A 17,401-nucleotide genomic window follows, 5' to 3' on the forward strand; every position below is an offset into this window, starting at 1 on the left:
GCGCGATTAGCTCAGCGGGAGAGCGCTTCCCTGACACGGAAGAGGTCACTGGTTCAATCCCAGTATCGCGCACAGAGGAAAGCCCCCGGCCGCTCACGCGGTCGGGGGCTTTCTCGTGGCGCCGGTCAGGCCGGTCGGCCCCGTCCGTCGGGCGTCAACTTCCGTACGGACGGGACCTCTTGCGTATCGTTACCGTTCCGTGAGGAGCCCGGACCCGGCCGCCGGGAGATCGGGGCCGGTCGCCTGTCGCCGGTCGCGGTCAGGACGAGAACAGCATGCGGCCGAAGCCACGCTGGTGGCCGTGGTGCCCATGGTGGCCGTGATGTCCGTGGTGCCCCTGCTGCGGCGCTCCCCATGCGGGCGCGGGCGGGGACGGGTACGACTGCGCGCCGGGGCCGGGCGGCGCGGGCGGGGGTGCCTGCTGCGACCACTGCGCCTCGAAGCGGCTGAGGGCCTCCAGCTCGCCGTAGTCGAGGAAGATCCCCCGGCAGCCGCTGCACTGCTCGATCTGGACCCCGCTGCGTGAGAACGACTGCATCGGCGCACGGCACTTGGGACACTGCATCGTCGGATTCATCTCCTCGGCGTTCGCTTCCCCGGCGTACGACGCGCGGGCCGGACAAGCGTACGGCCGTCCCCCCGTCCGTGTTCCGGTATCGCGGCAATACGGGCGCAGGCGGACACCAACGCCTCCTCGTACGCGTCGAACGGACGGGCCTCCGCGACCGCCTTCGCCACCGCCGTGGCAGCCGTCTGGGCGGTCAACGCGCGGGCGGGGGCGTCGAGTCGGGGCCAGGGGTCGTCCGCCCACGGGTCGCCGCCGCGCTCGGCGGACGCGTACCGGTAGGCGTGCAGCAGGCGTTGCCACGCCTCCGGCGGCAGCACCCCGGCCGCGAACCAGGCGGCGGGCCGCGCCAGGTCCCAGACCGGGTCGCCGGTGCCCAGGTCGTCCACGTCGATGAGCCGCCAGGGGCCGTACGGGGCGGGCGCGCGGACCAACTGCCCGAGGTGGAAGTCCCCGTGGCAGAGGGCGGGCGTAGGGGGCACGTCCGTACCCGGCGGCCCGGCGCCCGCCTCGGCGCGGCACCAGGCGGGGAGACCGGCCCAAACGCGTTCCACGAGGTGAGCGGCGACGGCGTGCGGGGTGGTGGCGTGCGCGGACGCGGGTTCCGGCGGGCGGGCACGGACGGGCGCGGGCGCAGGTGCGGTCAGTGCCGCGCGCATCCGTTCCACCGCGCGCGCCGCCTTCAGCGGGCCGCGCGCCGTCGGCAGCGGTCCGCAGCCGAGGCTCCGGCGGAGCGCGTCGGGGCGTACGGCGTGCAGGTGCGCGAGGAGCGTTCCCGCCGCCTCCCACGGGGCGTCGTCCGGGGCGTCGGGGTCGACGGGTACGCCGTACGGCCAGAGCGTCGCCGCGCGACCGTCGTCGAGCCGGGCCACCGTGCCGGGCGGCAGCGGCGGCAGGAGGACACCGGCCAGGTCGGGGTGGGCGGCGACCCGCAGCCGCAGGGCGAGTTCGGCCGCGTCGCAGTCGGGGGCGTGGGCCTTCGCGACGGTGTCGCCGAGCCGTACGACGGTGCCGTCCGCGCGGTCGGCGAGCACGAGGGGGTCGGTCGCCGGGCCGGGTGGTCCGGGGTGTGGGGCGCCATGTCCGCCGCGGTCCGCCCGGACGAGACCGGCGAGTGCGGTGGTGAGCGCGGTCGGGTCGGGGGCGTCGTGCTGCTGCATGCGGCCGGATCGTACGCGGGCGGGCCCGTACGCGTCGGGCTCCGGCGGGAGGCGGGAAGGCGGAGGTCCGGAGACCGGGGGCAGGGAGGTGCCGGTGGCCCGGCCGGTACCGGACAGGCGAAAGCCCGGGCAGCTCCCCAGCTGCCCGGGCTCATCAGTCGCCCGCCGCACCCCCGTCCCCACGGGGCTGATGGCCGGATGTCCCCGACTCGGGCCGCTCTCCCGAGCCCGGGGCGCCGCTCAGCGCCCCAGCAATCCGGCTACGGACGACGCTTGCACGACCACCGCGTCCACCCCGCCGAAGGCGACGGCGAGCACGGCGGCCAGGGGGAGCACCATCGCGGCTGCCACCAGCGGGTGCCGACGGTCGCCGGAACGCGTGCCGACCGCGGCGATCGCCGCCAGCCGTCCCTGCGCCCGGGGCGTCGCGCGCCCTGCGGTGTACGCCATGATCTGCTCCTCCGGTCCGGGGGCGGCGGGCGTCTGACCTCGGGGGACGAGTGCTGCGCCCGCCGCTTGAGAGCAACATTAGGCCGGACGTGAACGGCGAGCGTCATGCCCGCGTACTGACTCCGGGGCCTCCCGCAGGATGACTCCTGACGTGCCCGGATACTCCCCAGGGTGGAGAACGGTCCCGTTCTCCCGGGGACTTCCCGGAGGGGCCGGAGTCCGGTTCCCGGGCCCCGCCCGGTGCGCGCGGGGCGGGGCGGTGGGGATGAGGGGTTGTACTCCGGGTGTACGGCGGGGGTGCCGCCCTCGGACCGTCGCTCCCGTACGCGGGGGGCCCGGGGCCGTACGGACGGCCGGGCCCGTACGCGAGCCGCCCGTACGGGGTGACTTCCCTCACTCGCGCGCTCCCCCGCGTACGCCCGGAGCGCCGCGCCGGGCGCTCCTCATCCGCGCCGGTCGCGCGCCCACGCGCCGTCGAAAGGGGCTCGCGCCGGGTCCCCGACGGCGACCCTTCGTGCCGTCAGTTTCCGTCGTCGGGCGCGGCGTTGACGCGGCGCGGGCCGCCGGACGCGTCCGGCCACGACCGGCCCCGAGCCCGTACGCAGGGGATATCGACCGCCGCTGACATTCCGTCTGACACCGGGGGTGCCGCCTATCGTGGCTACGGCCCCGCAGTCCGTAAGCTGTCCCTCGGTAAACGGACGTGCAGCAGTGGGACCTCCCGCCGCCTGCGGGGACGGGGCCTCCCGCCGCACGCAGGTACGGAGCCGCCTCACCGGACGTAGGGGAACGACATGGCGATGACGCGGCTCCGGCGCGAGGACCCGCGAGTCGTCGGATCGTTCCGGCTGCACAGACGGCTCGGCGCCGGGGGCATGGGGGTCGTCTACCTCGGCTCCGACCGGCGCGGGCAGCGCGTGGCGCTGAAGGTGATCCGGCCGGACCTGGCGGAGGACCAGGAGTTCCGTTCCCGGTTCGCCCGCGAGGTGTCCGCGGCACGGCGTATCCGCGGCGGGTGCACGGCGCGGCTGGTGGCCGCGGACCTGGAGGCGGAACGGCCGTGGTTCGCCACGCAGTACGTGCCGGGGCCGTCGCTGCACGACAAGGTGAACGAGAGCGGGCCGCTGCCCCCCTCGCAGGTGGCGTCGATCGGCGCGGCGTTGGCCGAGGGCCTCGTCGCCGTGCACGAGGCGGGGGTGGTGCACCGCGACCTGAAGCCGTCGAACATCCTGCTGTCCCCCAAGGGCCCCCGCATCATCGACTTCGGGATCGCCTGGGCGACGGGCGCGAGCACGCTCACGCACGTGGGTACGGCCGTCGGCTCGCCCGGTTTCCTCGCGCCGGAGCAGGTGCGGGGCGCGGCGGTGACACCGGCCACGGACGTCTTCGCGCTGGGGGCCACCCTCGCGTACGCGACGACGGCGGACTCCCCGTTCGGGCAGGGGAGTTCGGAGGTGATGCTGTACCGCGTGGTGCACGAGGAGCCGCAGCTCCACCGCGTGCACGCGGCGCTGGCGCCGCTGGTCGAGGCGTGCCTGGTGAAGTCGCCGGAGGACCGGCCGAGCACCCTGCAACTCTCCCTGCGGCTGAAGGAGATCGCGGCCCGCGAGGCCCGCGGCGTCCCGGAGGGCGGCCCGTCGCCCGTACCACCGCAGTCGAAGGCGGCGCCGAAGACGCAGGCGCACCGGCCGCCGGTGGCGCGCGCCGACGAGTACGCGCGGCAGCGTACGCAGCGCGAGCCGGGCGGCGGTGGCGAGCAGCGCGGCGGCGAGCCGACCGGCCCGCAGCGGGCGTCCGCGTCCCGGCCGGGGCAGCGCCCGGCGGGCGGCTCCTCGGGCGCGCGGCGCCCGGCGGGGGCGCAGCGGCCTCCGCAGCCGCGGGCGGGCGCGCGTTCCGGCGCGGGCGCGCGGCAGGGCGCGGACTCGCGCGCCGGTACGGGGTCGCGGGCGGGTACGGGTTCCCGTGCCGGTGGCGGGTCACGGCCGGGCGGCGGGCCCCGTTCCGGTACGGGTCGGCGGCCGGTGGCCAACGAACGGCTGCTGCGGCAGCGGCTCGTGGTGTTCGTGACGGTGACGCTGCTGGTGGCGCTCGGGATCGCGGCGGCGCAGGGCTGCCAGGGCAACCTGCGCGGCGCGGACGCGCCGTCCCCGCGCGGGCAGGTGGAGCGCGTGCTCCCCGGCGCGGACGGGGCGCACGACGCGGAGCGTACGGCGGGCTCCCCGCGCGGGGCGGGGAGCGCCGGGGCCGAGGGCCCCGGCGCGCGGAACGGCGTACGGCACGTGGCGGGGACCGGCGGGAGCTGACCGCCCGCGCGGGGCGCGCGCACGGGCGTGCGGTACGGCCGTACGCCGGGGTCCGCGCCGGGCGGACGGGGCGCTCAGTGCGCCCGACCGTCCGAGCCGTGCCGGTCCGGGAACAGCAGCCGGATCTTGTCCGCGGCGCGATGGCCGTCCGGCACCCCCTCGACCAGCGCCACCTTCGCGGAGGCGTGCCCGGTGCGGAGCGGCAGGATCGCCTGGTACCGCGGGGAGTCGTACCAGGCGCGTGCGCTCGCCAGGTCGGGGAACTCCAGCAGTACGACGTCGCCGTCCCACTCCCCCTCGCACCCGACGAGTCGGCCGCCGTGCACGAGGAAGCGGCCACCGTAGGGCGCCGTCGTGGCCTCGATGCGCTCCATGTACTCCGCGATCTCCTCGTCCGGCTCGACGTCCCGCAGGAGGCCGAGCGCGTAGCCGCGCGGCGCGTCCGTCATGTCGGCACCCGGTCCAGGAAGCCGCGTACGTCCTCGATCCGGCCCGACTCGTCCAGCACCACGACGTCGAAGCCGATCACCGGCGGTTCGGCCCCCTCCGGGCCGAGGCCCCAGCGGAACCGCGTCTGGCGGTGGTGCGTGTCGGCCTCCCCCACCTCGGTGAACACCCACCCGGGGAACCGCGCGTGGACGCCGTCGATGACCGCCGCGATGCCCTCGTGGCCCGCGACCTCGGCCAGCGGGTCGGTGTAGCGCGCCGCGGGCGACCAGTGGGCGGAGAGGAGCGCCGCGCGCTCGTCCCCGGTCGCGTTCCAGGTGGCCAGGTACCGCCCGACGATGTCCGTCGTGTACGTCATGCCCGTCTCCGTTCGTGCCGGTCTTCGTGCCGGATGTCCGTCGCGGTCGGCCGGTGCCGGACCGCCGTTGCCCACGATGCTGGCCCGGCACGGTCCTCCCGGCCATGACCTCGGAGGTCATGGGCCGCCCGACGCGGCGTCCTAGACTCGCGGGCATGAGCGTCGCAGCCGAGGTACCGCCGGTCGGTGAGCTGCTGCGGACCTGGCGCGAGCGGCGCCGGTTCAGCCAGCAGGAGTTGTCCGACCTGTCGCGGGTGTCGACCCGGCACCTCAGCCGCGTGGAGACGGGCCGGGCGCACCCGACGGCGGAGATGCTGCTGCGCCTCTCCGTCCACCTGGACGTACCGCTGCGGGACCGCAACCGCCTGCTCCTCGCGGCCGGTTACGCGCCGCGTTACCGCGACCGCCCGCTGGACGACGTGTCCGTGGCGGTGGTGATGGACGGGCTGCGCCGCCTCCTCGACGCCCATCTGCCGTACCCGGCCCTGTTGTTGGACGACCACTGGGACATCGTGGACGCGAACGCGGCCGTCGACCGGCTGCTGGTCGGCTGCGCTCCGGAGCTGCTGGAGCCGCCCGTCAACGTGGTACGGGTCTGCCTGCACCCGGACGGGCTGGCCGACCGGATCGCCAACTACGCCGAGTGGGGCGGCCAGTTGCTGCGTCAGGTCGGCCACCGCGCCGAGCGCACCCATGACCCGCGGCACCGTCGACTGGCCGCGGAGATCGCCGGGTACGTCGACGGGCACACCGGCCGTACGGGCGCCGCCGCCGCGCCCGCCGGGCCGGTGCTCACCCTCGAACTCGTCGTGGACGGCGCCCTGTCGCGGTTCTTCAGTACGAGCGCCACGCTCAGCACCGCCACCGACGCGGCCCTCGAAGGGCTGCACCTGGAGACGTTCCTGCCCGCCGACGACGCGACCCGCCGCCGGTTCGACGGGCGGTGAACGGGCCGTACGGGCGCGGGACCCGTACGGCCCGAAGGCGTCGGAACCGCCCCGGCGGCTACAGCCGGAACCCCGCCGGGCCGCGCACCGCCGAGGCGGCCAACGCGCCGATCCGAGCGGCGGACGCGGGCACGCCGGGCGCCCGCTGGGCCCAGGCCACGAACTCCGCGGGGGCGAGCCCCGGGGGCGGGTCACCGAGGTACGGGAGCGCGTACAGCGGCGTGTTGGGCTCACTGCGCCAACTCTCGGCCAACGAACCGATGTCCACGGCGTCGAAGCCGAGGACGTCGAGGAGGGCGGTCACCCGCCGCTTCGCGGCGGGGTCGTCGCCGGACAGCGGCAGCGCCGTACGGTCGGGTGCCCCCGGGGGCCGGGACAGTTCCAGCATCTGGCGGGGGCCGATGCTGTGGAGGGTCTTGACGACGTGGCTGTCGCGGAGGTGGCGCTGCACCAACTGGCTCGAGGTGAGGGTGTCGTCGTCGAGTGCGGGGAGGGAGAAGCCGGGGTACAGCGCGTAGTTGGTGGGGTCGATCACCGTACGGCCCGCCAGCGCTTCCCGGGGCAGCTGCTCGTGGACCGCCAACGGCACTGCGGCGACGACCAGTTCGGCTGCCGCGGCCGTCTCGGCGGGTGTCGCGGCGCGGGCCCGTTCGCCCAGCTCCGCGACCAGGTCCGCCAGGGTCGCGGGCCCGCGCGAGTTGCTGAGCACCACCCGTAGCCCGGCGTCCACGGCACGACGGGCCAGTGCGGCGCCGACCATGCCGGTGCCGATGATGCCCAGGGTCCTCGGGGATGTCGTACACACCGCGGTGCTCCGTTCGCCGTCTCCTCCGCCGCCGTCGCACGGCCCGCGAGCCGTCACCCCGGCAGGCGCCTGGTCCCCATCCCAGCCGCGCCGAACTGGGCGAACAAGGAGCAACCAGCGCCCGCAGCGATCACTTCACGTGATGGATGAGGGGGCGCGTGATACATCAGGGACATGGAGCTGAGAGCACTGCACCATTTCGTGACCGTCGCCGAGGAGCTGCAATTCGGCCGGGCGGCGGCGCGGCTGAACATCGTGCAGTCGGCCGTGAGCCAGCAGATCGCCCGGCTCGAACGGGAGCTGGGCGTACGGCTGTTGGACCGCTCGTCCCGGCACGTACGGCTCACCCCGGCAGGTGAACGGGTGCTCGTCGCGGCCCGCGACACCCTCGCCTCGGCCGCCCGGGTCCGGGTCGTCGCCGGGGAACCGGCCGCGGTGCTGCGGATCGGTACGGCGCCCTGGGGCACGCGGCGCCTCGACCGCGCCCTGGACCGGCTGCGCGAGGGCGAACGGCCCGCCGAGCCGCGGTTGGTCGACCTCCCGGAGGCCGACCGGCTGGCGGCCGTCCACGACGGCGCGCTGGATCTGGCGCTGGTACGCGGCGCGGTCGCGCCCACGACGGCCCGGGTGGTGCGTACCTGGTCGGAACCGCTGCACGCGGTCGTCGCGCGCGACCATCCCGCCGCCGACGCGCCCGCCGTAGCACTGCGCCGTCTCGACCCCCGGGGGTTGCGGCTCCCCGCGCGCGAGAGCGACCAGCCGCTGCACGACGCGCTCCTCGCCGCGCTCCCGCTGGCGCCGCACCGGCCGCCGTCCGGTGACCTGTCCAACGTCCTCTTCGAGGTCGGCCGGGACCCCGACGCCTGGACCCCGCGACCCGCCGACGGGCTCGCGGCCGCCCTCCCCGCACGCCTGCGGCACGTCCCGTTCGACCCGCCCCTGTCGGTGGACGGCCATGTGGTCACCTCGCTGGCCACCCCGGAGCCGTGCGTCGCCTCGTACGCGGCCGCGTTCGCCGACTGAGCGCACGGGCCGCCGCCGTGACCGCCCCCGGAAAGACCGAGGGGCTTCCCCGGGCGGGTCGCCCGGGAAAGCCCCTCTCGTGCGTCCCGCCGGTGAAGGTTGAGAAGACGATCACGAGCAGGACAGCTGTGCGCCCCGCCGTCAGGGGGCGAGGAGCAGGCTGTCGCCGCGCTCCTTGGCGGCGGCGTAGCGCTTGGCCACGTCCTGCCAGTTGACGACGGCCCACATGGCGTCGATGAAGTCGACCTTCTGGTTCTTGTACTGGAGGTAGAACGCGTGCTCCCACGCGTCGAAGACCAGGATCGGCGTGGAGCCCTGGCCGACGTTGCCCTGGTGGTCGTAGACCTGCTCGACGATGAGGCGGCCGCTCAGCGGCTCGTACGCGAGAACGCCCCAGCCGGAGCCCTGGGTCGTGGCGGCGGCCTTGGTCAGCTGCGCCTTGAACCCGGCGAACGAGCCGAAGGACTCGGTGAGCGCGTCGGCCAGGTCGCCCACACCGTCGGCGGCGAGGGGCTCGCCGCCGCCGTCGCCGGTCATGTTGTGCCAGTAGATGGAGTGCAGGATGTGGCCGGAGAGGTGGAAGGCCAGGTTCTTCTCCAGGCCGTTGATCGACCCCCACGACTCCTTGTCCCGCGCCTCGGCGAGCTGCTCCAGGGTGTCGTTCGCGCCCTTCACGTACGCCGCGTGGTGCTTGTCGTGGTGCAGCTCGACGATCTGCGGGTTGATGACCGGTTCGAGCGCCGCGTAGTCGTACGGAAGTTCCGGGAGCGTGTAAACCGCCATGGTCGACGTCCTCCGACCTAATTGCGAATGGTATGCAACTGCACGCTAGCACCAGCAGTGGCGGCGTGCCGCCCCGGCAGGCGACCCGGACCCTCCCTGGTCGTCCGAGGCGACCCGTGCACCGCCGCCCCCATGACGCGACCCGGCCCGAGTGGCAACGGGCGGACCCCGGAGGGGATCTGACGGGACGACGTACACCGCGGGGGCCATCCCGTCCTCGGCGACCGGCCGCACATTCGTTCCGCCCTTCCGGGCACACGGCATGCCCGCCCTTGTTGCACACTGTATGCAACAACTCATGGCATGCAGGAGTACGGGAGGGGGTCGCCGTGGGTTCACCGGTCGTGCTCGGCATCGAGTCGTCGTGCGACGAGACGGGCGCGGGCGTCGTACGCGGCGGACGGCTGCTGGGCCACGCGCTGGCGTCGAGCATGGACGAGCACGCCCGCTACGGCGGCGTCGTGCCCGAGATCGCGGCCCGCGCGCACGTCGAGGCGCTGCGGCCCGTCGTACGGGAGGCGCTGGACGACGCGGGCCTGGGCTTCGCGGACGTCGGGGCCGTCGCCGTCACGACGGGGCCGGGCCTCGCCGGCGCGCTCCAGGTGGGGCTGGCCGGGGCGAAGGGACTGGCGTACGCGCTCGGAGTCCCGCTGTACGGCGTGCACCACCTGGCCGGGCACGTCGCCGCCGACACGTTGGAGCACGGGCCGCTGCCCGACCCCTGCGTGGTGCTGATCGTCTCCGGCGGGCACACCTCGCTGCTGCTCGTACGCGATCTCGTACGGTCCCCGATCGCGCACCTCGGGGACACCCTCGACGACGCGGCCGGGGAGTGCTTCGACAAGGTCGCGCGCGTCTTCGGCCTGCCCTACCCCGGCGGCCCGGCCGTCGACCGGGCGGCGCGTACGGGGAATCCGCGCGCCGTCGCCTTCCCCCGCCCACTGGCCGGGTCGCCGGACCATCCGTACGACTTCTCGTTCTCCGGGCTCAAGACCGCCGCCGCCCGCTGGGCGGAGGGCCACGCGGGCCGCGCCCTGCCGACGGCGGACGGCGCCGCCTCACTCCAGGAGGCGGTGGCGGACGTGCTCACCCGCAAGGCCGTCGCGGCGTGCGCGGAACACGGCGTGGGCACGCTGGTGGTGGTCGGCGGCGTCGCCGCGAACTCGCGCGTACGGTCCCTCGCCGAGGAACGCTGCCGGGCGGCGGGTATCACCTTGCGCGTACCGCCGTTGCGCCTGTGCACCGACAACGGAGCGATGATCGCCGCCGTCGGGGACCTCCTCGTACGCTCCGGTGCCGAACCGGCGCCACTCGATCTGTCGGTGGACCCGTCGGCACCGCTGGAGTACGCCGCCCTCCACCCCGTCGGCGCGCGGGTGGCGACGCGGTGACCGTACGCGTCGTGGACAGTGCCGTCGTGCTGCGTCACGCCGCCAGGGTGCGCTCCGTCCACACCGGCGCGTTCGGCCCGCCGCCGTGGAACGAGGGCGCGGAGCAGGCGGCGGCGTTCGCGGCACGCCTCCCGGCGGACGTACGCCGCCCCGGCTTCACCGCCGCCCTCGCGTTCGACGCGGGGGAGGTCGTCGGCTTCGCCACCGCGTTCACCACCGGTACGCCCTTCCCCACCGGCCGCTGCTACCCCCAGGCCGCCACCTCCCTCGGACCGCGGCGCACCGCCGACTGGCTCTGCGGCGCCCGCGAGGTCGACGAGTTGGCCGTCCTCCCCGACCACCAGGGCAACGGAATCGCCACGGAACTGCTCGCCACCGTGACCACGGACGCGCCGAAGGGCCGCGCCTGGCTCCTCACCTCCGTACGGTCCGCCCCCGCCCTGGCCTTCTACCGCCGCCAGGGCTGGACCCAGGCCACCCACCCCGCCCCCGAGGGCCACGGGATCGCCGTGTTCCTCGGCCCCCGCCACCCCGCCCGGCATCTGGCCGCCCGGCCCCTGTGACCACCGGAGACCGCGCCACCGCCGGCACCCGGCCCGGTCGGTCCCGTTCGAGCCGTACGACGCGGGTGAAGGAGGTCAGGGGCGCGTCGCGTAGAAGGCCACGGCGGAGGCGGCGGCCACGTTGAGGGAGTCCACTCCCGCCGCCATCGGGATCATCACCCGCTCGTCGGCGGCGCGCAGGGCGGCGGGCGACAGGCCGTCGCCCTCGGTGCCGAGCAGCAGGGCGAGCTTCGGGTGGCGGCGGGCGGCCAGTTCACCGATCTCGACGGACCGTTCGTCGAGGCAGAGCGCGGCCGTGACGAAGCCGTGGCGGCGGAGCAGTCCGAGGTCGTCGGGCCACGCGGTCAGCCGCGTCCACGGGACCTGGAGGACGGCGCCCATCGACACCTTCACGGCCCGCCGGTAGAGCGGGTCGGCGCAGCGCGGGGACAGCAGGACGGCGTCCACACCGAGGGCGGCGGCGTTACGGAATGCGGCGCCCACGTTGGCGTGGTCGACGGTGTCCTCGAGGACGGCGACGCGTCGCGCCGCGCCGAGGAGGTCGTCCACCGGGGGCAGCGGCTCGCGGTGCAGGGAGGCCAGCGCGCCGCGGTGCACGTGGTAGCCGGTGACGCGTTCGGCCAGTTCGGGTGTGACGGTGTAGACGGGCGCGGTCGCCGCGGCGATCACGTCGTCCATCACGCCCAGCCACTTCGCGGACAGCAGCATCGACCGCATGCGGCAACCGGCGTGCAGGGCGCGGCGGATGACCTTCTCGCCCTCCGCGATGAACAGCCCCTCGGCGGGCTCGCGTGCGCGTCGCAGCGCGACGTCGGTGAGTCCGGTGTAGTCGTGCAGGCGCGGGTCGTCGGGGCTGTCGACGGTGACGGGTTCGGCCACGGGCGCTGCCGCCTTCCGGGTCTCGTGCCCGCGACCCGCGCCCCGTACGGCGGGGCGGGCGGCGGAGCGTACGCAGTCGGGCTGGGTCGGGGGCGGGTACGGGGCCGGTTCAGCTCCCGGCGGCCGGGCGGAGCGAGACGACGTCCCCGACGACGATCACCGCGGGCGGCCGTACGCCCTCCGCCACGACCGTCTCCCCGAGCGTCGCCAGCGTCGCGTCCACGCGCCGTTCCGCGGCCGTCGTACCCTCCTGGACGACGGCGACCGGGGTGTCCGGCGACCGCCCGTGCCGGACGAGGGTCTCGGCGATGGCGCCCGCGCGTTCGACGGCCATCAGCAGCACCAGCGTCCCGCGCAGCCGGGCGAGCGCCTCCCAGTCGACGAGCGAGGCGGGGTCGTCGGGCGCCACATGGCCGCTGGCCACGGTGAACTCGTGCGCCACCCCCCGGTGCGTGACCGGGATGCCGACCACGGCGGGCACGCTGACCGCGCTGGAGATGCCGGGCACGATCGTCACCGGCACCCCGGCCGCCGCCAGCTGCTCGGCCTCCTCCATGCCGCGCCCGAAGACGAACGGGTCGCCGCCCTTGAGGCGTACGACGGCGCGGCCCGCCTTCGCGTGCTCGATCAGCGCGGCGTTGATCGCCTCCTGCGCCATGGCGCGGCCGTACGGGATCTTGGCGGCGTCGATCACCTCGACGTGCGGCGGGAGTTCGTCGAGGAGGTCGCGCGGGCCGAGGCGGTCCGCGACCACGACGTCCGCGTCGGACAGGAGGCGGCGCCCGCGCACGGTGATCAGGTCCGGGTCGCCGGGCCCGCCGCCCACGAGCGCGACGCCCCCGGTACGGGTGCGGCGGTGCGGGGCGGCGATGCTGCCGTCGCGCAGGCCCTCGACGATGGCGTCCCGTACGACGGCGGACCGGCGCGGGTCCTGCCCGGTGAGCACCGCCACGGTGACGCCCTCGCTGCGGCCGGTGGCGGGCGTCCAGGCGGTGGCGGCGTCGGCGTCGTCGCTGCGTACGGCCCACACCCGGTGCGCCTCCGCCTCCGCCGAGGCGGCGGTGTTGGCGTCGGGGTCGTCGGTGGCGATCAGGGCGTACCAGGCGTCGGCCAGGTCGCCCGCGCGGAACGGGCGGCGTTCCCAGGTGAGTTCACCGGCGGTGGCCATCGCCTCGACGGACGGCGTGGCCGACGGGGAGACGAGCGTGATGTCCGCACCCGCGGCGATCAGCGCGGGCAGGCGGCGCTGGGCGACGGTGCCGCCGCCGAGCACCACGACCCGCCGACCGGCGAGGCGCAGCCCTACGGGGTATGCGGGTGTTTCGGACATCGCGTGCGGCTCCTCGGCGGTGGCGCGGTGCCGCTGCGGCGTCGGAGCGGCGGTGACGGTACGGGGGCGGGGCGGGGGGCTGTGGCGGCGGGCGGTGCGGGGCGTACGGGTACGGGACCGCGCGCCGGGCGTGCGTACGTACGGTGCGCGGGCGGGCCGGGCGGGGCGCACGGGTGCGCGCGCGGGTCCCCCGCCACCCTAGAGCGCCGCTCCGCGCGTGGACGCGCGGGCCGCACGCGGACGCGCGCACCCGGGCCCGCGCACCGGTCGTCCGGCGCGCGGGCCCGCGGGCGTCAGTTCTTCTCGGTGACGCCCGCCGAGTCGAACGTCGCGACCTCGTGCATCGCGCGCGCCGCGCTCTGCACCATCGGCAGGGCGAGCAGCGCGCCCGTACCCTCACCGAGCCGCAGGTCCAGGTCGATCAGCGGACGCAGCCCCAGCTTCGTCAGGGCCGCGACGTGGCCGGGCTCGGCGCTCCGGTGCCCGGCGACGCACGCCGCCAGCGCCTCCGGCGCGATCTGCCGCGCGACCAGGGCGGCGGCGCCCGCGCTGACCCCGTCGAGGATGACGGGCGTACGGAGCGACGCGCCGCCGAGGATCAGCCCGGTGAGCGCCGCGTGCTCCAGCCCGCCGACGGCGGCGAGCAGCCCGACCGGGTCCGCCGCGTCGGGCTGGTGCAGCTGGAGGGCGCGGCGGACCACGTCGACCTTGCGCGCGTGGGTCTCGTCGCTGATGCCCGTACCGCGCCCGGTCACCTCGGCGGGGTCGGCGCCGGTGCAGGCCGCGATCAGGCAGGCCGACACCGTGGTGTTGGCGATCCCCATCTCACCGGTGAGCAGCGCCTTGTTGCCCGCCGCCACCAGGTCGCGGGCGGTCTCGATGCCGACCTCGACCGCGCGCAGCACCTCCTCGCGGGTGAGCGCCGGACCCTGCGTCATGTCGGCGGTCCCGGCCCGTACCTTGCGGGGCAACAGGCCAGGCGTGGCGGGCAGTTCGGTCGCCACGCCGACGTCGACGACGCAGACCTCGGCGCCGACCTGGTGCGCGAAGGCGTTGCAGACGGCGCCGCCGCCGAGGAAGTTGGCGACCATCTGCGCCGTCACCTCCTGCGGCCACGGGGTGACGCCCTGGGCGTGCACACCGTGGTCACCGGCGAACACCGCGACGGCGGCGGGCTCCGGCACCGGCGGCGGGCACTGCCGGGACAGGCCGCACAGCTGCGCGGAGATGATCTCCAGCATGCCGAGCGCGCCCGCGGGCTTGGTCATCCGCTTCTGCCGCTCCCACGCCTCACCGAGCGCCTTCGCGTCCAGCGGCCGGATGCGTTCCAGGGTCTCGGCCAGCAGGTCGTGCGGCTCGGCACCGGGCAGCGCGCGGCGCCCGTACGCCTCCTCGTGCACGACCCACGACAGCGGACGGCGCTTGGACCAGCCCGCCTGCGCCAGCTCGGGCTCGTCGGGGAACTCGTCCACGTAGCCGATGCAGAGGTACGCGACCACCTCGAGGTGCTCGGGGAGGTCGAGCGTACGCACCAGCTCGCGCTCGTCGAAGAAGCTGACCCAGCCGACGCCGAGGCCCTCGGCGCGCGCGGCGAGCCAGAGGTTCTCGACGGCGAGCGCGGAGGAGTACGGCGCCATCTGCGGCTGGCTGTGCCGACCGAGGGTGTGGCGGCCGCCACGGGTGGGGTCGGCGGTGACGACGATGTTCACGGGGGTGTCGAGGATCGCCTCGATCTTCAGTTCCTTGAACTGCTTCGCCCGCGCCTTGGGCAGCGACTTGGCGTACGCCTCCCGCTGGCGCTGGGCCAGCTCGTGCATCGTGCGGCGGGTGTCCTCGGAACGGATGACCACGAAGTCCCACGGCTGGGAGTGGCCGACGCTCGGCGCGGTGTGGGCCGCTTCGAGCACGCGGAGGAGCACCTCGTGCGGGATGGGGTCGGGGCGGAAGCCGTTGCGGATGTCGCGCCGTTCGCGCATGAGGCGGTGGACGGCCTCGCGTTCGGCCTCGTCGTAGCCGGGGGCCGGGGGGCCGGACGGGGGGACGGGGGCCGCCGCCACCGGCTCGGGGGACGCGGGCGCCTCGGCCACGGGGGGCTCCGCCGCGGGGGCCTCGGCCGCCGACGGCTCGGGCTCCGGCCGGGGTTCGGGCTGCGGCTCCGGCTCGACCTCCCCCACGGGGGCGGCGTCCGGTACGGGCTCCGACGGTACGCCGTCAGGGGACGGCGCGGCTTCGGCCGCCGGGCCGTCCTCGCTTATCGACGCGGCGGGCACCGCTTCCTCCGTCCCCTCGGGGACGGCGACCGGCTCGGACGCCTCCGGGGCGGGCGCGTCGGCCACCACCGGCTCCGGTGCGGGCTGGGGCTCGGGCTCCGGCACGGGAGCGGCCTCGGGTACGACCGGCGCGGCGGCGGCGTCCGGTTCGGCCACCTCCGCAACGGGCGGCTCGGGTGCGGGCTCTTCCGGTACGGGCTGTTCGGGTACGGCCGTCTGCGGAACGGCGGCCTCCACCGGCTCGGGCGCCGCCTCCGGTTCCACGGGCGCCGCGACCGCCTGGGGCTCCGCCACCGGCTCGGGCGCCGCGACGGCCTCGGTCAACCCCTCGGCGGCGGCCACCGGTTCCCCGGGGGCCGCGTCCGGCACGGGATCGGTGACCGCGGCCTCCGCTTCCGGCTCCGGTACGACGACGGCCTCGGGCGCCTCGGGCACGACCGGCGCCTCGGGCTCCGGGAGCGCTTCGGCGGCGTCCGGTGTGACGGCCACCTCGACCGCCTCGGCCGGTTCCGCGCGCGGCGCGGGCACGTTCACGTCCTCGGCCTCGCCGACGGCCGCGTCGCCGACCGGTGCCACGGCGGGGTCCGCCGCGACGGCGTCCGGAACGGCGTCGGGCACGGCGACCACCACGGGTCCGGCCACGGGCGCCACCGTCACGTCCACCTCTGCCGGTACGGGAGTCGCGGGCGCGGCGTCCGCCTCCGGCGCCACGGGCTCCGGCCCGCCGTCCGGCGTTACGTCACCGGGCTGCGCGTACGCCTCGCCCCGCGCGGCCGGTTCCGGTCCGACGGGTTCCGGTCCGACGGGTTCCGACGCGGTCTGGTCCGGTACGGGCAGCTCCGCCGCGACCTGGTCCACGGCGACCTGGTCCGGTCCGGGCAGGTCCGGTACGGCGGCCAGGTCGGGGCCGGGCAGCGGTGCCGCCGGGAACGGCGTGGCCGCCTCGGCGGGCGACCCCGCCGGGACGGTCCACCCCTCCGGCTGGGAGGGGATGCGGCCGAGCTGCGGGCCCGCGACCGGCGCCGGGCCCTGGAAGCTGGTGTCGAGGTACTCCGGCCCGAGGACGGGCCGTTGGGGCGACCGCACGGGTCCGGCCGCGGGGCCGGGTGCCGCGTGCTGCCCGCGCGGCCGGGCGGGCTCCGCCGCCGCCGGTTCCTGGATCGCCGGTGCCGGTACCTGCGCCTGCGGCGCCTGCGCCGCCGGAACGGGCTGCGGCACGGGCGGCGCCGCCACGGGAGCGGGCGCCGCGACAGGCGCGGGCGCGGGCGTGCTCGGACCACGGTCGGCCAGCGACCGTACGGCGCCGGACTGTTCGGGCACCGGCGGGCCGAGGTGGGCGGGGCGCCGCGGGGGCTGCGTACGGGCCTGGGCCTGCGTACGCGCCTGCGCCTGCGGGCGGTTCGGGGCCTGCGCCGGGGCGGCGGGCGTCTGCGCCTGCTGCGGGGTCGCCGCCGGTCCGGGTGCCGCCGCCTCCGCCGCCTGCGGCTGCGCGCCGCTGCCGTGCGGCGGCAGGTCGGCGTCCGGGGCGGGCGCCTGGGCCTGGGCGACGCGTACGGCGCCGTAGTCGAGCGTGCCCGAGTCGCGGCCGTCGGTCTCGTGCGTGCCGGGCGCGCGGTGCGCGCCACCGCGCGTGCCCTGCTGCGCCACCGTCGCCGGGGCGTCGCTCCAGGCGCCTTGCGCGCCGGGCATCAGCAGGTCCTCCTCGTCGGGGACTTCGCCGAGGACCTCACCGGGCACGCCCTCGGGGTGCGCGCCCACGGGGTCCGCGTGGCCCGCCGGATACGTCGCCGGGTCCGCGAAGGTGTACGTGCCGGGCGCCGCGGCCGGGACCCCGGGCGGCTGCTCCGGCTGTGCGCCTGCGTGAGCCGGCTGTCCCTCACCCGGGACCTGGCCGGTGTCAGTCATGCGTACCCCTCGCCCATCGGTAGTTCTCCTGCCATGCCGGCGGTCGCCCGCCGTGCCCCCCGGATGAAGAACGAGCGCGCGTTCGTTGCGGCACGTGCCCCAGCCGACGCCAACCGGACATCGGCGGACGAAGCGCCAACGCCCTCAGACGGCACAACGATCCATCAGCCTACCGGCAGCAGATCGGCTCACCAGCCACGGGCGAGTGAGAAGAGGCACTTC

15 protein-coding genes and 1 tRNA gene are annotated in these 17,401 nt (G+C 76.2%); 6 read left to right on the forward strand and 10 right to left on the reverse strand.

Going from position 1 to position 17,401, the window contains the following annotated elements:
• A tRNA-Val gene (locus D7M15_RS01775) sits at positions 1–72 on the forward strand.
• 187 nt (positions 73–259) lie between these two features.
• Here D7M15_RS01775 and D7M15_RS01780 read toward each other — a convergent pair.
• The 3 genes from D7M15_RS01780 to D7M15_RS01790 all read right to left on the reverse strand — a co-directional run bounded on the left by D7M15_RS01780 (position 260) and on the right by D7M15_RS01790 (position 2,175).
• Positions 260–565: a zf-TFIIB domain-containing protein gene (locus D7M15_RS01780; protein ID WP_121515862.1), complete on the reverse strand. Its 306-nt coding sequence runs from the start codon at positions 563–565 to the stop codon at positions 260–262.
• 8 nt (positions 566–573) lie between these two features.
• The gene (locus tag D7M15_RS01785) at positions 574–1,725 is read right to left on the reverse strand and encodes a phosphotransferase (RefSeq protein ID WP_121515863.1); all 1,152 of its coding nucleotides are present in this window, start codon (positions 1,723–1,725) and stop codon (positions 574–576) included.
• 240 nt (positions 1,726–1,965) lie between these two features.
• Entirely contained in the window at positions 1,966–2,175 is a 210-nt protein-coding gene (locus D7M15_RS01790) for a hypothetical protein (RefSeq protein WP_121515864.1), read from the reverse strand.
• Positions 2,176–2,969: 794 nt separating this feature from the next.
• Here D7M15_RS01790 and D7M15_RS01795 point away from each other — a divergent pair.
• Complete coding sequence (locus tag D7M15_RS01795; RefSeq protein ID WP_121515865.1) at positions 2,970–4,478, forward strand: serine/threonine-protein kinase; 1,509 nt, start codon at positions 2,970–2,972, stop codon at positions 4,476–4,478.
• Positions 4,479–4,552: 74 nt separating this feature from the next.
• Here D7M15_RS01795 and D7M15_RS01800 read toward each other — a convergent pair whose 3' ends face one another.
• Positions 4,553–4,927 carry a DUF1330 domain-containing protein gene (locus tag D7M15_RS01800; protein WP_121515866.1) on the reverse strand — a complete coding sequence of 125 codons (375 nt, stop codon included), beginning with the start codon at positions 4,925–4,927 and terminating at the stop codon, positions 4,553–4,555.
• The gene (locus D7M15_RS01805) at positions 4,924–5,283 is read right to left on the reverse strand and encodes a nuclear transport factor 2 family protein (RefSeq protein WP_121515867.1); all 360 of its coding nucleotides are present in this window, start codon (positions 5,281–5,283) and stop codon (positions 4,924–4,926) included. Before D7M15_RS01805 ends, D7M15_RS01800 begins: the two co-directional genes overlap by 4 nt.
• A 155-nt stretch (positions 5,284–5,438) precedes the next feature.
• Between D7M15_RS01805 and D7M15_RS01810 the strand changes: the two genes are divergently transcribed.
• Positions 5,439–6,230 carry a helix-turn-helix transcriptional regulator gene (locus D7M15_RS01810; protein ID WP_121515868.1) on the forward strand — a complete coding sequence of 264 codons (792 nt, stop codon included), beginning with the start codon at positions 5,439–5,441 and terminating at the stop codon, positions 6,228–6,230.
• A 58-nt stretch (positions 6,231–6,288) separates the two neighbouring features.
• Here D7M15_RS01810 and D7M15_RS01815 read toward each other — a convergent pair whose 3' ends face one another.
• The gene (locus D7M15_RS01815) at positions 6,289–7,035 is read right to left on the reverse strand and encodes an NAD(P)-binding domain-containing protein (protein ID WP_276314414.1); all 747 of its coding nucleotides are present in this window, start codon (positions 7,033–7,035) and stop codon (positions 6,289–6,291) included.
• Positions 7,036–7,209: 174 nt separating this feature from the next.
• Here D7M15_RS01815 and D7M15_RS01820 point away from each other — a divergent pair, with 174 nt between their 5' ends.
• Entirely contained in the window at positions 7,210–8,058 is an 849-nt protein-coding gene (locus D7M15_RS01820; protein ID WP_121515869.1) for a LysR family transcriptional regulator, read from the forward strand.
• Between the two features lie 141 nt (positions 8,059–8,199).
• Here D7M15_RS01820 and D7M15_RS01825 read toward each other — a convergent pair whose 3' ends face one another.
• Positions 8,200–8,841: a superoxide dismutase gene (locus D7M15_RS01825; RefSeq protein ID WP_121515870.1), complete on the reverse strand. Its 642-nt coding sequence runs from the start codon at positions 8,839–8,841 to the stop codon at positions 8,200–8,202.
• A gap of 329 nt (positions 8,842–9,170) precedes the next feature.
• Between D7M15_RS01825 and tsaD the strand changes: the two genes are divergently transcribed.
• Both tsaD and D7M15_RS01835 read left to right on the forward strand, forming a co-directional pair.
• Complete coding sequence (gene tsaD / locus D7M15_RS01830) at positions 9,171–10,232, forward strand: tRNA (adenosine(37)-N6)-threonylcarbamoyltransferase complex transferase subunit TsaD (protein WP_121515871.1); 1,062 nt, start codon at positions 9,171–9,173, stop codon at positions 10,230–10,232.
• Between the two features lie 11 nt (positions 10,233–10,243).
• Positions 10,244–10,795 carry a GNAT family N-acetyltransferase gene (locus D7M15_RS01835; RefSeq protein ID WP_240649085.1) on the forward strand — a complete coding sequence of 184 codons (552 nt, stop codon included), beginning with the start codon at positions 10,244–10,246 and terminating at the stop codon, positions 10,793–10,795.
• Positions 10,796–10,870: 75 nt separating this feature from the next.
• Here the strand turns inward: D7M15_RS01835 and D7M15_RS01840 are convergent, their stop codons facing one another.
• From D7M15_RS01840 to cobT, 3 genes are all read right to left on the reverse strand, one after another.
• Positions 10,871–11,674, reverse strand: a complete 804-nt coding sequence (locus D7M15_RS01840; RefSeq protein ID WP_121515873.1) for an RNA methyltransferase — start codon at positions 11,672–11,674, stop codon at positions 10,871–10,873.
• 109 nt (positions 11,675–11,783) lie between these two features.
• Positions 11,784–13,004 carry a uroporphyrinogen-III C-methyltransferase gene (gene cobA / locus D7M15_RS01845; protein WP_121520094.1) on the reverse strand — a complete coding sequence of 407 codons (1,221 nt, stop codon included), beginning with the start codon at positions 13,002–13,004 and terminating at the stop codon, positions 11,784–11,786.
• A gap of 293 nt (positions 13,005–13,297) precedes the next feature.
• On the reverse strand, positions 13,298–17,179 hold the full coding sequence (gene cobT / locus D7M15_RS01850; RefSeq protein ID WP_121515874.1) for a nicotinate-nucleotide--dimethylbenzimidazole phosphoribosyltransferase: 3,882 nt from the start codon (positions 17,177–17,179) through the stop codon (positions 13,298–13,300).
• Positions 17,180–17,401 lie beyond the last annotated feature (222 nt).

It is taken from the genome of Streptomyces sp. Z26 (genome assembly GCF_003665095.1).
GTDB classification, from domain to species: Bacteria; Actinomycetota; Actinomycetes; order Streptomycetales; family Streptomycetaceae; genus Streptomyces; species Streptomyces phytohabitans.